Source organism: Methylobacterium sp. WL9, from assembly GCF_008040035.1.
In the GTDB taxonomy this organism is placed as follows: Bacteria; Pseudomonadota; Alphaproteobacteria; order Rhizobiales; family Beijerinckiaceae; genus Methylobacterium; species Methylobacterium thuringiense.
On record NZ_VRVE01000034.1, the window covers coordinates 1 to 13,168 of the forward strand.

Below are 13,168 nucleotides of genomic sequence, written 5' to 3' on the forward strand. Positions count from 1 at the left end.
GGCGCATTGGCTCTTGCCGCCGCCGATCAGGGCGCCGTTGCGGCCGTCGCGAGCGTCGGCATGGCCGGCGGCGGCAAGAGCCAATGCGCCGATGACGACGGCGCGAAATCCGTGATGAACGAGTCCGAAGGACGTGGAGGCACGCACGCTTGCAATCTCCCAATGGCGTTGGGACGAGCTAAACAGCGGCGTGCTTAAAAATCAGGAAACGCGGCCGGGAGAAATCGTGCCGGACGGCATGCGATGCCGATGCTGTTACTACGCGCGCATTGCCTTCCGAAGTCCGCGCCCCACCCTCGGAGGCGGCGCCCAGCATCGGGTCGCCGCGGGGCCGAGGAGCGCACGGGATGACGGTACGATCGGGAAGTCTGGCGCTTCTCGCGGCGCTGCTGCTGGGACCCGGCGCGCCCCAGGCCGCGCAGGCGCCCGCCTTCATCCTCGTCGGCCTCGACGGAAAGACCTTCTTCGAGCCCGACGGCGACCGGAATGGGCCGAACGGGTCGGACGCCCTCGCCTTCATCGACGTCAGCGACGAAGCGCACCCGCAGGTCGCCACGACGATGCTGCTCGACAACTCGGTCTACGGCCCGCCGACGAACCTGCAGATCACCCCCGACGGCCGCCTCGGCCTCGTGGCGAGTTCGGTGACGATGCAGCAGGAGAGCGCCGACGCCCCGTTCTTCGCAAAGCCCGACGACCGGCTGCACGTCGTCGACCTGACCACCGACCCGCCGAGCCTCGTCGAGACGCTGCACGTCGGCCGCCAGCCCTCGGGCCTCGCGATCAACGGGGCGGGCGACCTCGCCCTCATCGCCAACCGCGAGGGCAAGAGCGTGAGCGTGCTCACCATCGTGGGCACCACGGTGACACAAATCGGCGTCGTAGAGGTCGGCGACGAAGCCGCCGCGGTGGCGATCTCGCCGAACGGCCGGCGCGCCTTCGTCACCAAGAACAAGGCCGGCAAGGTCGGCGTGCTCGCGATCGACGGGACCAACGTCTCCTACGACCCGAAGCAGGACATGCCCGTGGGTGCCGGCGTCTATCCCATCGAGGTGACGCCGGACGCCCGCCTCGCGCTCACCGGCAACACCGGCGGCGCGCCCTCCGATGGCAACGCCGACAGCGTCACGGTGATCGACGCCGACCTCACCGTGCCGAAAGTGGTCGACTGGCTCGGTGTCGGCGACACGCCGGAATCCCTCGACATCGCGCCGGACGGGCGCCACGCCGCCGTCTCGGTGGTGCGCGGCGCCTCGGCTCCGCATGCGAGCCCGAACTACACGAAGACCGGCCTCGCGGTGCTGCTCACCATCGATCCCGAGGGCTCCGTGCGCGTCACCGGCGCGGCCGAGGCCGGCGCGGTCACCCAGGGCATCGTGTTCTCGCCGTCCGGCCGCTACGTCTATATCGGCAACTACGCCGACCGGAATCTGCAGGTGTACCGGGTCGAGGGCGACGCCATCGTCGCCACCGGGTTCAAACTGCAGCTGCCGGGGCAACCGGCCTCGATGCGGGGACGGGCGCGGGGGTGAGGCTCACAGCAATCCGCCGAGATCCTTCACGACGGTGGCCGGCGGCAGGTCGGGATACTCGTCCGGCAGGCCGGTGCGGTTCACCCAGACCGGCGTGAAGCCGAAGGCCGACGCGCCCGCGATGTCCCAGCGGTTCGAGGAGCAGAACACGACTTCGGCCGATGCGACGCCGAGCCGGTCGAGCACGAACTGATAGGCGCGCGGCGAGGTCTTATAGGTCTGCACGTCGTCGACCGAGAGCACCGCGTCGAGCCGCTCGCCGAGCCCGGCCGAGGCCACGGCCCGATCGAGCATGGTTTGATTTCCGTTGGAAAATATCGCCGTCCGCAGTCCCGCCTCGCGCAAGCGGGCCAGGACTTGCGGGACTTCGGCATAGGCATCGAGATCGCGATAGGCGTCGAGCAGCGGCGCGCGCAGGGCACAGTCGATGCTCGGATACTTCGCCAACGCGAAGTCGAGCGCCTGTTCGGTCAGCGACCAGAAACTCGTGTAGCGGCCGATCAGGCCGAGGACCCAGCTGTATTCGAGCTGCTTGTTCCGCCACAGCGCCGAGAACGCCTCGGCCTCGGAGCCGATCGCCTCGGCGTGGCGGTTCACCGCCGCGTTGACGTCGAACAGCGTCCCGTAGGCATCGAAGACGATGCACGTTTTGCCGGCGAATAAATTGGGATTCGACATGGTGCCTTCGCTCGCTGCAGTCGCGCAATACCCTCCCCCTCTGCGGGGGAGGGTCCTTTGCAGGCCGCCAGCCTAAAATCCTATACCGCAAACTCGGTATAGGCCGCCTCGTCCATCAGGCCTTCCAGCGCCGAGACGTCGTCGAGGCGGATCCTGTAGAGCCAGCCGCCACCCTGCGGATCGCTGCCGACACCGGCCGGGTCGGCGACGGCAGCGTCGTTGACCTCCGTGACCTCGCCCGAGAGCGGCGCGTAGACGTCCGACGCCGCCTTGACAGACTCGACCACGGCGGCGGCATCGCCCTTCTTCAGCTTGGCTCCGACCTTCGGCAGCTCGATGAAGACGAGGTCCCCGAGCTGCTCGGCGGCGTGGCGCGTGATGCCGACCGTGGCGACGTCGCCATCGAGTTTCAGCCATTCGTGTTCATCGGTGAATTTCAGCATGGGTCGCTCCGTGAGAGGGGAGGGGGATCAGCTGCGCTTGAATCCAGCCGGGACGAAGGGCATCGCCGTGACTGTGAGCGGCAGACGCTGCCCGCGCAGTTCGGCGAAGACGCGGGTGCCGGGCTCGGCGAGCGGCGTCGGCAGGTAGCCCATGGCGATGGGGGCCCCGAGGCTCGGCCCGAAGCCGCCCGAGGTGACGGCCCCGGCGGGTTCGGGGTCTTCCTCCGATGCGAACAGCGAGGCGCCGGCGCGCACGGGCGCGCGGCCTTCGGGCCTGAGGCCGACGCGGCGGCGCGAAGGGCCGTGCTCGATCTCGCTGAGGATGCGGTGCGCGCCGGGAAAACCGCCCGCGCGTGCGCCGCCGGGGCGGCGCACCGGCTGGATCGCCCAGAGCAGGCCGGCCTCGACCGGCGTGGTGCCGGCGTCGATGTCCGAGCCGTGCAGGCAGAGCCCGGCCTCGAGCCGCAGCGAATCGCGGGCGCCGAGGCCGACCGGCAGCACGTCGGCATCGGCGAGCAGCGCCTCCGCGATCTCTTCGGCGCGGTCGGCGGGAAGCGAGATCTCGAAGCCGTCCTCGCCGGTATAGCCCGAGCGCGCGACGAGGCAGGAGGCTCCGAGGATCCTGGTGGCGCGAACATCCATGAAACGGATGCCGTCGATGTCGGCGGTAAGGCGCTCGAGCGTCACGTAGGCCTGCGGCCCCTGAAGGGCGATCAATGCGTTGGGGACCGATGCGAGGGCGATGCCCTCGGGCAGGTGCGCGCGCAGATGCGCTTCGTCCTGCGCCTTGTTGGCCGCATTGACGACGACGAGGAGATGGTCGCCGAGGTTCGCCACCATCAGGTCGTCGATGATGCCGCCGGCCTCGTTGGTCAGGAAGCCGTAGCGCTGACGCCCGAGTGCCAGGCCGAGAATGTCGATCGGGATCAGCGTTTCGAGGGCGCGAGCCGCTTCGGCGAGGTCACCCGAGCGGGCACGCACGCTGAGCTGGCCCATATGCGAAACATCGAAGAGGCCGGCCTGGGCGCGGGTGTGGATGTGTTCCTTGAGCAGCCCGGCTGGATACTGGACCGGCATCTCGTAGCCAGCAAACGGAACCATCCTGGCGCCGTGCCGCAGATGCAGCCCGTAGAGCGGGGTGCGCCTCATGGCCTCCGCCGACGGAGAGGCGGAGCGGGCGATCTCGACGGTATCCGTGTTCATCGGCCCTCCACGACGATCGGTTCTCCGGCCTGCCTCACGGCCGGCCGGTTGCCCCCATCTGTCGCGGGTACCTGAGAGCTTCCCTCGCGCCGCCGGGGCGGAGAGGTTTCTCCTTCGGTGGGCGTCGACCGACGCCTCTCTCCAGATGTCCAACGATGCGGTGATTGTGCCTGAGAGGTTCCGGGGGTGGTTGCTCCGTCGGCGCCATGACCGGCTCGTCGCCGGGCTGGGCTCTCCCACATCGTCCTTCACGGACAGCTCAAGCTGGCATGACGCCTCGGAGCGCGCAAGGGCTACGCCGGCGGCTCAGGCGATGCCGGCCAGATGCAGGGCGACGCCGACGGCCGAGCAGGCGAGCAGCGTCGGGATCATGCCGGACTTGAAGCGCAGCACCGCCACGACGGCTGCCAGGGTGAGCAGGAATGCCGGTCCGTTGACGCTCGCCGGCACCGGCACCTCGATCGCCAGCCCGAGGCCCGGCCGCAAAACCGCGACGCGGGCGAACAGCGTGTGGAGCGCGAACCAGACCGCGAGGTTGAGGATGACCCCGACCACTGCCGCCGTGATCGCCGCGAGCGCTCCGGACAGCGCCCGATTTCCGCGCAGCGCCTCGACGTAGGGCGCACCGGCAAAGATCCAGAGGAAGCAGGGTACGAAGGTGACCCAGGTGGTCAGCAGGCCGCCGAGGATGCCGGCGAGGTAGGGATCGAGGCTGCCGGGCGCACGGTAGGCGCCGAGAAAGCCGACGAACTGCGTGACCATAATCAGCGGCCCCGGCGTGGTCTCGGCCATGCCGAGGCCGTCGAGCATCTCGCCGGGCTTCAACCAGCCATAGGTCTCCACGCCGGCCTGCGCCACGTAGGCGAGGACGGCATAGGCGCCGCCGAAGGTGACGAGCGCCATCTTGGAAAAGAACACCGCGATGTCGGCGAAGGCGTTGCCGGTTCCGAGCCAGGCGGCGAGCCCGATCACGGGCGCCAGCCACAGGACCGCCAGGATGGCGCCGATGCGCAGCGACCACGCGGTGTCGGGCAGGGCATGGGCCGGCACGCCGTCGCCGAGCAGGCTGTCGGCATCGGACAGGCCCGGGCCGGATGCGCCATGGCCGCCGGCCTGGAAGGCGGTCGATCCGAGGCGCGTGCCTAGATAGCCGGCGAGCCCGGCGGCGAGGACGATCAGCGGAAACGGCAGCGAGAGAACGAAGATCGCGACGAAAGCGAGGGCTGCGATCGCGCGCATGGTTCCGTTGCGGAGCGCCCGCGATCCGACCCGGATGACCGCTTGAAGGACGACGGCGAGCACGGCGCATTTCAAACCGAAAAAGAACCCGGCGACGAGGCCGGTCTGGCCGAAGGCGACGTAGACGAGGCTGAGCGCCATGATCGCCACGGCGCCCGGCAGCACGAACAGGATGCCGGCGATGAGGCCGCCCACCGTCCGGTGCATCAGCCAGCCGATATAGATCGCGAGTTGCTGCGCCTCGGGGCCGGGCAGTAGCGTGCAGTAGGAGAGGGCGTGAAGGAAGCGCTGCTCGCCGATCCAGCGGCGTTCGTCGACCAGGATGCGGTGCATCACCGCGATCTGTCCGGCCGGGCCGCCGAAGCTCAGAAGCGCGATCCGCGCCCAGACCCGCGTGGCCTCGGCGAGGGTGACGCCGTGCCGGTCTGCGGCGTCGGCCATTGCGAACTGGCTATCGGCCGCAATTCAAGCCGCGATCGCCCCGCCGGCTTCCGTCCGCAGCCAAGCCGCCCCGCAGGCCTTCGCCAGTTCGCGGACGCGCAAGATGTAGCTCTGCCGTTCGGTCACCGAGATCACGCCGCGGGCGTCGAGAAGGTTGAAGACGTGGCTCGCCTTGATGCACTGGTCATAGGCGGGCTGCGCCATCCTGTGCCGCTGCCCCTCGCCGGGGTCGCCCGCGTCGAGATAGCTCCGGCAGGCCTTTTCGGCGTCCGTGAACTGGCGAAACAGCATCGCCGTGTCGGCGGCCTCGAAGTTGTGTCGGGAATATTCCTGCTCGGCCTGGAGAAACACGTCGCCGTAGGTAACCTTGTCGTCACCTTCGCGGCCGTTGAAGTTCAGGTCGTAGACGTTCTCGACGCCCTGCACGTACATGGCGAGCCGCTCGAGACCGTAGGTCAGTTCGCCCGCCACGGGCGCGCATTCGAAGCCGGCGACCTGCTGGAAATAGGTGAACTGGCTCACCTCCATGCCGTCGCACCAGCATTCCCAGCCGAGGCCCCAGGCGCCGAGCGTCGGGCTCTCCCAGTCGTCCTCGACGAAGCGGATGTCGTGGAGCGCCAGGTCCACGCCGATCGCCGCCAGGGACTCGAGGTAGAGCTCCTGCAGGTTCGGCGGGTTCGGCTTCAGGATGACCTGGAACTGGTAGTAGTGCTGCAGCCGGTTGGGGTTCTCGCCGTAGCGCCCGTCCTTCGGCCTGCGCGAGGGCTGCACGTAGGCCGCCTTCCAGGGCCGCGGCCCGAGGGCGCGAAGCGTGGTCGCCGGATGGAAGGTGCCGGCCCCGACTTCCATGTCGTAGGGCTGCAGGATGACGCAGCCCTGCGCCGCCCAGAAGCGCTGGAGCGTGAGGATCAGCCCCTGGAACGAGGTTTTCGGCGCGAGATCGGCATCGCTCGACATGGTCGGTCCGGGCTTCGAGGAGTGCGGACCGTTTAGGGACGGGGCGGGGGGTGTCAAGCAAGGCGGAAGCGTACCGACTGCGACGCGATCCGCGCGATCGGATCAACGCCCCGCTAACCATCTCGCACGGATCACGCGGCCGGGGGCCTGCCATTGCGCCGGGACGGCCCGAACTAACCCGATGATGCTGACCCATTTACGCCGCTGGATCACCGAACACCGGCCGAGACAGGCCGCCGTCGAGGCCGAGGCGCAGAGGCTGATCGCGCGTCACGGCACCAACGCGCCGCTGGTTGCCCGCGCACTCTCCGGCCCTCCAGGGCGGCCGAGCCCCTATGGCCGGAAGGTCGCCAAACGCGTCGACCAGATCGCGAAGCGCCGGAATTCGGGGCGCCCGTAACCCCGCCGTCGCGCGAGACGAAGGCGAGTTCGTATCCACCGGGATCCGAATCATGCGCATTCTCCTTCTCGCCGCCGCCCTGCTCGCGGCACCCCTCGCCGAGGCGGCCGAGCGGCCCGTCGTCGTCGAGTTGTTCACCTCGCAGGGCTGCTCGTCCTGTCCGCCGGCCGACGCCTATCTCACCGATCTGGCGGCGCGCCGCGACGTGCTGCCGCTCGCCTTCCACGTCACCTATTGGAACAGGCTCGGCTGGCGGGACCCGTATTCGCTGACGGCGGCGACCGCGCGGCAGGAGGCCTATGCCGGCCGACTCGGCGAGACGGCGTTCACGCCGCAGATGGTCGTCGACGGGCGCAGCAGCGTCATCGGCTCGCGCCGTGGCGAGGCCGGAGCGGCGATCGCCCAGGCGAAGGCGCAGGCCGTGACTGGGGTACCCGTGAGCCTCAGCCGGGGCGGGGCCGGTTTGTCGATCGCGGTCGGTCCAGGCGCCGGCGCGGGGCGGGTGCTGCTCGTCGGCTTCGACCGGCGGCGCACCACGCCGGTCGGGCGGGGCGAGAATAGCGGCCGCACGCTGACCGAATCGAACATCGTCCGCTCGATCCGCGAGGTCGCGACCTGGCGCGGTGCGCCGCTCAGCCTCGGCGAAGGGGTGCCGGCGGGCGAGGACGCCGCCGTGATCGTGCAGGCCGACGATGGGCGCATTCTCGGCGCGGCGCGGCTGTAACCGGCGGCAGACCGGCGCGAATGAGTCGTCGAGGCGCCCGGAGCGGGTCCCTCCGATCCCCTGGAGAACATTCCGATGCGCCACCCCATGAAGACCGTTCTGTCGGCCGCCCTGCTGTCCCTGTCCGTCGCGACGCTGCCTGCCCTCGCCGTCGAGCCGATGAAGGAACAGGCGCCCAAGGGCGATGCCATGAAGGGCGACGCGATGAAGGGCGATGCCATGAAGAAGGACACCATGATGAAGGGCGACGCCATGAAGAAGGACTCCATGCACAAGGACGGCATGAAGAAGGATTCGATGGAGAAGCACTGACGCAGCCCTCCTGCCCAGGCCGGGTCTTGGACCCGGCCGATCGGATCATGCGATGGACTTCCTCTCGACCGGAGCCGCGCTCCGCCTCGGCTCGGCCGGCACGGCGCCGGCATCTCTGCTTCCCGTGGGCCCCTTCGGGGCGCTAACAATGCGCATGGAGAGGCGCGCCACATCGGCCGATAGGCTCGAAGACACGCTGTCGGCAGCGATGACGGCGGCCCAGGCCGGCGACGCGGAGGCCTATCGCGATCTGCTGCGCGCCTGCATGCCGGTGATCGCGGCGGCGGCACGGGCGAAGGGTATCCGAGGCGAGGCGGTCGAGGACGTGGTGCAGGACACGCTAATGACGGTGCACCGGGCGCGGGCGAGCTACGATCCGGCCCGGCCGTTCCTGCCCTGGCTGCGGGCCATCGCGCAGCGGCGCGCGGTCGACCTGATGCGCCACCAGGGCCGGCGCCCGAAGGAGGCGCATGATCCGATCGCCTACGAGAGCCGCGCCGACGAAGGCCTGCCGGCGGCGGGAGACGGCCTCGAAGCGCGCGACCGCGACAGCCGGCTGGCCAAGGCCGTCGCGGCCCTCCCCGACGGGCAACGTCAGGCGGTGGAGCACTTGAGCCTACGCGAACACTCGCTCGCCGAGGCGGCCGCCCTGACGGGACGCAGCACCGGTGCGCTCAAGGTCAACCTTCACCGGGCGCTGAAGGCGCTCCGAACGGCCCTCGCGAAGGAGAGGAGGGATGGCGATGTCTGAGTCTCTCCGCCTCGACAGTCTCGTCGACGACCTTGCGGGCGATCTCACGCCGGTGCGCCGGCTTGCGCCGCCCGCCCTCCGCGCTCTCGGCTGGTTCGCGGCCGTGTTGGGGCTGGCCGTGGTGCTGTCCCCCCTCGCCGACCTCCACGCCGTGCGCGAGCGGCTCGGCGTTCCCGATCTCTGCGTCGCGGCGATCGGTGCCGTGTCGACCGCCCTCTGCGCGGCGCTCGCCGCCTTCCAGACCAGCGTGCCCGGACGTTCACGGCTTTGGCCGCTGCTGCCGCTGCCGCCGCTGGCGCTCTGGATCGGCGCAAGCAGCCTCGGTTGCCTGCGCGCCTGGATCGCGCCGGATACGAACCTCGCCGACGCCGCGGAGATGCGCGGCTGCCTCTATTTCCTGCTCGGTGTATCGTTGCCGCTCTCGGTGCTGCTGGTGCTGATGCTGCGCCGGGCCTGCCCGATGCGGCCGAACCTCACGGCGGCGCTCGCCGGGCTCGCCACGGCGGGTGCGGCGGCGGCCCTGCTGGTGCCGTTCCATCCGCACGACGCGACCGCGAGCGACCTCGCCATGCACGCGTTGGCAGTGGCCGTGATCATCGCGCTGAACGGGCTGGCGGGGGGGCGGCTGCTGGATCGGGGGATGTCGCGGGTGAGACACCCCTAGGCAATCATCTCGGCCCCTCTTCACTGGACGGGTGAAGCGACAGCGGAACCCGATCCGGTGCCCAGCATAAGAATCCGCGAAGCGTCGCCTCTTTGCGCCGTTCGAATCGAGCCGCTACGCGGCCCTTGTTTCGCTAGAGCAGGCTGCGAAAAAGTGGCAACGGTTTTTCGCTCGAAGCCTGCTCCAAACTTTTGAATCGATCACGTTTTCTGCGTTTTGATCGATCCGATCAAAACGCAGCGTGATCTAGGTCCCGGATCGCCTTCCGCTTCGCTGCAGGCGTCCGGGAAAAGGGTTGCGCGAACGAAACCGATGTAGGGAAGCCGTGTCAGCGGCCACCCGTCTCCGGCAGGTTCGTCAGGATCGAGAACGGGACGTTGCCGCCGCCTTCGGGGGCGAAACGCGGGTTGAGCACGACCACGGCGAGGACCGAGCGATCGTCCGGGCTGGTATAGGCGAAGGACCAGGCGGTGGGGTTCTCGGTGAGGACGAACTCCTTCCAGCCCTGCCCTGCGATCATCGCCTTGTCGTAGTAGTCCTTGATCGGCGCAGGATCGGCATCGCTGTCGATGCGGCGTGGCAGGACGCGAAGATTCTTGCCGAAACGCGAGGCGAGTTGCGCGACGATCGCCGCTTGCGCGTCCCGGTCAGCCGTGCGGACGACCTCGCTGAAGGCCCCTTCCCTCACCGCCTCGACGCCCGGCGGGTCGGGGGGCAGGCCGGTGGGGCCGCCGCATCCCACGAGGACACCGACGATCGTGGCTGCCGCGAGGAGCCCAAGGGCGTGCCGGCGGATCGTCGTCACAACGGCCATCAGGCCTCCGGAAAAGGATCGCCCGTCACCACCAGCACCGGCTCCGGCGGGCGCCCCCAGGCGGCTGGCTGATCGTTCGATCCGGTGCCGAGCGGGCACTGGACCATGACGCTGTCGCTCCAGCGGCCGTATTTGTAGCCGATGGCCGGCAGGTAGCCGACGCGGGTGAAGCCGCAGGCCTCGTGCAGGCGGAGCGAGGCCTCGTTGCGGGCGTCGATATAGCCGATCATCTGGCGGTATCCGCCGGCCGCGCAGGCCTCGATCAGCGCCGGCAGCAAGCGCCGGCCGATGCCCGAATGCAGGTGGTCGGGGTGGACGTAGATCGAGTGCTTGAGGGTGTAGCGATAGGCCGGGCGCTTGCGAAACGGCACGGCGTAGGCATAGCCCGCCACCAGCCCGGCGCACTCGGCGACGAGGTGGGGCAGGCGCTTCTTGCGCATGGTCTTGCGGCGACGCTTGAGGTCGTCGGGGAGCAGGCGCTCCTCCTCGAAGTCGCCGACATCGCCGACGCCGCGGCGGATGTGGTGCTCGTAGATCGCCACCATCGGCGCGACGTCGCCATCGGATGAGGGCCGGATGACGATGTCGGGCCAGTGCGCGGCGGGTACCGCCGGCTGCGCCGTCATTGGCCCTCGCGCAGGACGTAGGTGAAGAAGCGGATGCGCCCGTCAGTCTCGACCTGACGGTAGACGCCCTGGATCTCGGCCTCAAAGCCCGGAAACAGGTTGGCCGAGCGCTCGAACATCTTGAAGTAATCGAGCATGGGCTTCGCCCGCTCGTCCAGGCGCTCGCCCGGCAGCACCGTGCCGATGCCCGGCGGATAGACCAGCATCAGCGTCGTGGCGACGCGGCCTTCCGCTTCCGCGATCGGCACGAAGTCGACGTGGTTGCGGGTCAGCATCTGGGCGGCGGCCTTCGGGGCCATCACCATCTCGGGCAGGTGACCGGGCTCGAACTGCTTGCGCTGCAATTTCGAGGTGCCGGCCTCCCGGTGGAAATTGTGGAAGTCCGAGCAGAGATCACGCAGGCGTACCCCCTGGTAGCGGTTTGGGCGGCGCCGCACGAATTCCGGCATCGCCTCTTCGAGCGGCACGTTGTCGTCGTGCAGGCGCTTGAAGGCGACGAGACCCGAGATCAGCGTGCCCGCCTTCGACGATTCGACGCCGGGGGTGAGCAGGAAGAGGAGCGAGTTGAGATCGTTCTTCTCGGCGACGATCCGGTTCTCACGCAGGTATTGCGCCACGATCGGCGCCGGCACGCCGTGCTCGGCATACTCGCCGGTCTTGCGGTCGAAGCCGGGGGTGAGGACCGTCAGCTTGTTCGGGTCGGTCATGGCGTAGCCGGGCGCGACCTGCGTGAAGCCGTGCCAGCGGGCGCCGGGCTTCAGCTCCCAGTGCTTGGGGTCGGAGGCGAGCACGTCGGTGGGCAGGCTCTCCCAGGCCACCTCGTCGCCGTCCGCGTTCGTCGCGGTATCGGGCACGAAAGGGTCGAAGAACCAGCGGCGCTTCGGATCGCCCTCCTTCTCCTCGAACTCGCGCCGGATGGCGCGGACCTTCTTGCGCCACTCGATGCCGAGCCGGATCGTGTCGTCCCAGAGGATCATGCCGGAGCGGCCCTTCATCATCTGCGCGCCGACATCGAGCGAGGCGAAGATCGGGTAGAAGGGCGAAGTCGAGGCGTGGACCAGGAAGCTCTCGTTGAGGCGGCGATGCTCGACGCGCCGCGTCTGGCCGCGGATGTGGCTGTCCTTGGTGTGGATCTGCGAGGCCTGCGAAAAACTCGCGAGCTGCTTGTGGGTCGATTGCGTGGCGATGACGCCCGGCGAGGTCTCGTCGAGCCCGGTCAGGCCCATGGCGAAGTGGCCGGCGAAGAGCGGGTGGAACTTCATGAAGCCCGCCCAGGCCTCGTCGAACAGGATGTAGTCGCAGAGGTGGCCGATCTTCTCGACGATCATGCGCGCGTCGTAGATCGTGCCGTCATAGGTGCATTGCTCGATCACCGCGACGCGGAACGGGCGCTCGCGGCGCCAGGCTTCCTTGTCCGTCACCAGCGGGTTGTGCTTGATCTTCTTGCGGATCGCCTTCTCGTCGAGGGCATCGTGGTAGATCGGCCCGATCAGCCCATAGGCGTTGCGGTCGGTCTCCAGGAAGATCGGGATGCCGCCGGCGATCATCAGGGCGCCGTGATGGGCGGCCTTGTGGTTGTTGCGGTCGAACAGGACGAGGTCGCCCTCGGCCACCAGGGAGCCGAGCACGACCTTGTTCGAGGCCGAGGTGCCGTTGAGGACGAAGTAGGTCTTTTCGGCGCCGAAGATCTGCGCCGCTTCTTTCTGCGCCTTCAGCGCCGGGCCCTCGTGGGTCAGCAGGTCGCCGAGATCGAGCACCGAGTTGTCGAGGTCGTCGCGAAAGATCGCCTCGCCGAGATGCTCGACGAAGATCCGGCCGATGGGCGAGCGGTTGTAGAAGATGCCGCCGTTATGGCCCGGGCAGGTCCAGAGCTGGTTGCCCATCTCGGCGTAGTCGACGAGCGCGCCGAAGAACGGCGTCTTGAGGGTCTCGGCATATTGCGTCACCCGGCTGACGAGGCCGCGGGCAATGAATTCCGGGGTTTCTTCCGCCAGGAAGATGTAGCCGTCGATGAAGTCGAGCAGCTCGACCGGGATGTCCTCCAGCCGCTTGCGGCGGACCATGATGACGATCGGCATCTCGAGGCCGCGCTTGCGCATCATGTCGATGAGCGCCGCCGCCTTGCCGTCGAGGCCGCGCTTGCCCCAATCGACGACCATGCAGCCGATGGCGGCGTCGGTCTGCACGGCGATCGAGGCATCCTCGACGCGGCGCGCCCGGATCACCTCGAAGCCCCGGCCCTCGACCGCCGCCACGATCTGGTTGACGCGCACGCCTTCGAGATCGTCCGGGTCGAAGGTCGGCGTGCACATCAGCACGGTAAAGCGGCGATGGAAGTCCATGGGGCAACGGCTCCGCTGGGGTTGGCCGCGCCCTGTTGCCGG

14 protein-coding genes and 1 riboswitch are annotated in these 13,168 nt (G+C 68.9%); of the genes, 6 read left to right on the top strand and 8 right to left on the bottom strand.

Annotated features, from left to right (window positions below; all coding sequences use genetic code 11):
• The first annotated feature begins 347 nt into the window (after positions 1-347).
• Entirely contained in the window at positions 348-1,532 is a 1,185-nt protein-coding gene (locus FV217_RS11890) for a YncE family protein (protein ID WP_238232331.1), read from the top strand.
• 3 nt (positions 1,533-1,535) lie between these two features.
• Here FV217_RS11890 and FV217_RS11895 read toward each other — a convergent pair whose 3' ends face one another.
• The 5 genes from FV217_RS11895 to FV217_RS11915 form a co-directional block, all read right to left on the bottom strand.
• Positions 1,536-2,210 (bottom strand): haloacid dehalogenase type II, encoded by a 675-nt coding sequence (locus tag FV217_RS11895; protein WP_147817395.1) that lies wholly within the window; start codon positions 2,208-2,210, stop codon positions 1,536-1,538.
• An 80-nt stretch (positions 2,211-2,290) separates the two neighbouring features.
• The gene (gene gcvH / locus FV217_RS11900; protein ID WP_147817396.1) at positions 2,291-2,653 is read right to left on the bottom strand and encodes a glycine cleavage system protein GcvH; all 363 of its coding nucleotides are present in this window, start codon (positions 2,651-2,653) and stop codon (positions 2,291-2,293) included.
• A 27-nt stretch (positions 2,654-2,680) separates the two neighbouring features.
• The gene (gene gcvT / locus FV217_RS11905) at positions 2,681-3,856 is read right to left on the bottom strand and encodes a glycine cleavage system aminomethyltransferase GcvT (protein ID WP_246682773.1); all 1,176 of its coding nucleotides are present in this window, start codon (positions 3,854-3,856) and stop codon (positions 2,681-2,683) included.
• A gap of 48 nt (positions 3,857-3,904) precedes the next feature.
• Positions 3,905-4,011, bottom strand: a riboswitch (glycine riboswitch).
• A 151-nt stretch (positions 4,012-4,162) separates the two neighbouring features.
• The gene (chrA, locus tag FV217_RS11910) at positions 4,163-5,536 is read right to left on the bottom strand and encodes a chromate efflux transporter (protein ID WP_147817397.1); all 1,374 of its coding nucleotides are present in this window, start codon (positions 5,534-5,536) and stop codon (positions 4,163-4,165) included.
• 24 nt (positions 5,537-5,560) lie between these two features.
• Positions 5,561-6,493 (bottom strand): glycine--tRNA ligase subunit alpha, encoded by a 933-nt coding sequence (locus FV217_RS11915; protein ID WP_147817398.1) that lies wholly within the window; start codon positions 6,491-6,493, stop codon positions 5,561-5,563.
• A 181-nt stretch (positions 6,494-6,674) separates the two neighbouring features.
• Here FV217_RS11915 and FV217_RS11920 point away from each other — a divergent pair, with 181 nt between their 5' ends.
• From FV217_RS11920 to FV217_RS11940, 5 genes are all read left to right on the top strand, one after another.
• Complete coding sequence (locus tag FV217_RS11920) at positions 6,675-6,893, top strand: hypothetical protein (RefSeq protein WP_147817399.1); 219 nt, start codon at positions 6,675-6,677, stop codon at positions 6,891-6,893.
• A gap of 52 nt (positions 6,894-6,945) precedes the next feature.
• Positions 6,946-7,617, top strand: coding sequence for a DUF1223 domain-containing protein (locus FV217_RS11925; protein WP_147817400.1), 672 nt, complete (start codon positions 6,946-6,948; stop codon positions 7,615-7,617).
• Positions 7,618-7,692: 75 nt separating this feature from the next.
• A complete protein-coding gene (locus tag FV217_RS11930; protein ID WP_210245135.1) occupies positions 7,693-7,929 on the top strand; it encodes a pentapeptide MXKDX repeat protein in 237 nt (78 codons plus the stop codon).
• A 154-nt stretch (positions 7,930-8,083) separates the two neighbouring features.
• Positions 8,084-8,680 (top strand): sigma-70 family RNA polymerase sigma factor, encoded by a 597-nt coding sequence (locus tag FV217_RS11935; RefSeq protein WP_147817429.1) that lies wholly within the window; start codon positions 8,084-8,086, stop codon positions 8,678-8,680.
• Positions 8,673-9,344: an NrsF family protein gene (locus FV217_RS11940; protein ID WP_147817401.1), complete on the top strand. Its 672-nt coding sequence runs from the start codon at positions 8,673-8,675 to the stop codon at positions 9,342-9,344. The genes FV217_RS11935 and FV217_RS11940 overlap by 8 nt, the downstream gene beginning before the upstream one ends.
• A 328-nt stretch (positions 9,345-9,672) precedes the next feature.
• Here the strand turns inward: FV217_RS11940 and FV217_RS11945 are convergent, their stop codons facing one another.
• The 3 genes from FV217_RS11945 to FV217_RS11955 are packed head-to-tail and all read right to left on the bottom strand — an operon-like array spanning position 9,673 to position 13,126.
• Positions 9,673-10,158 (bottom strand): hypothetical protein, encoded by a 486-nt coding sequence (locus FV217_RS11945; RefSeq protein WP_147817402.1) that lies wholly within the window; start codon positions 10,156-10,158, stop codon positions 9,673-9,675.
• Positions 10,158-10,784 (bottom strand): GNAT family N-acetyltransferase, encoded by a 627-nt coding sequence (locus FV217_RS11950; protein ID WP_147817403.1) that lies wholly within the window; start codon positions 10,782-10,784, stop codon positions 10,158-10,160. The genes FV217_RS11945 and FV217_RS11950 overlap by 1 nt, the downstream gene beginning before the upstream one ends.
• Positions 10,781-13,126, bottom strand: a complete 2,346-nt coding sequence (locus FV217_RS11955) for an Orn/Lys/Arg decarboxylase N-terminal domain-containing protein (RefSeq protein ID WP_147817404.1) — start codon at positions 13,124-13,126, stop codon at positions 10,781-10,783. Before FV217_RS11955 ends, FV217_RS11950 begins: the two co-directional genes overlap by 4 nt.
• Between the last annotated feature and the right edge of the window lie 42 nt (positions 13,127-13,168).

Excerpts from the sequence above, each read along its gene's own strand:
- FV217_RS11890 (WP_238232331.1), top strand. The coding sequence starts at position 348 with ATGACGGTACGATCGGGAAGTCTGGCGCTTCTCGCGGCGCTGCTGCTG.
- FV217_RS11895 (WP_147817395.1), bottom strand. The coding sequence starts at position 2,210 with ATGTCGAATCCCAATTTATTCGCCGGCAAAACGTGCATCGTCTTCGAT.
- gcvH (WP_147817396.1), bottom strand. The coding sequence starts at position 2,653 with ATGCTGAAATTCACCGATGAACACGAATGGCTGAAACTCGATGGCGAC.
- gcvT (WP_246682773.1), bottom strand. The coding sequence starts at position 3,856 with ATGAACACGGATACCGTCGAGATCGCCCGCTCCGCCTCTCCGTCGGCG.
- chrA (WP_147817397.1), bottom strand. The coding sequence starts at position 5,536 with ATGGCCGACGCCGCAGACCGGCACGGCGTCACCCTCGCCGAGGCCACG.
- FV217_RS11915 (WP_147817398.1), bottom strand. The coding sequence starts at position 6,493 with ATGTCGAGCGATGCCGATCTCGCGCCGAAAACCTCGTTCCAGGGGCTG.
- FV217_RS11920 (WP_147817399.1), top strand. The coding sequence starts at position 6,675 with ATGATGCTGACCCATTTACGCCGCTGGATCACCGAACACCGGCCGAGA.
- FV217_RS11925 (WP_147817400.1), top strand. The coding sequence starts at position 6,946 with ATGCGCATTCTCCTTCTCGCCGCCGCCCTGCTCGCGGCACCCCTCGCC.
- FV217_RS11930 (WP_210245135.1), top strand. The coding sequence starts at position 7,693 with ATGCGCCACCCCATGAAGACCGTTCTGTCGGCCGCCCTGCTGTCCCTG.
- FV217_RS11935 (WP_147817429.1), top strand. The coding sequence starts at position 8,084 with ATGGAGAGGCGCGCCACATCGGCCGATAGGCTCGAAGACACGCTGTCG.
- FV217_RS11940 (WP_147817401.1), top strand. The coding sequence starts at position 8,673 with ATGTCTGAGTCTCTCCGCCTCGACAGTCTCGTCGACGACCTTGCGGGC.
- FV217_RS11945 (WP_147817402.1), bottom strand. The coding sequence starts at position 10,158 with ATGGCCGTTGTGACGACGATCCGCCGGCACGCCCTTGGGCTCCTCGCG.
- FV217_RS11950 (WP_147817403.1), bottom strand. The coding sequence starts at position 10,784 with ATGACGGCGCAGCCGGCGGTACCCGCCGCGCACTGGCCCGACATCGTC.
- FV217_RS11955 (WP_147817404.1), bottom strand. The coding sequence starts at position 13,126 with ATGGACTTCCATCGCCGCTTTACCGTGCTGATGTGCACGCCGACCTTC.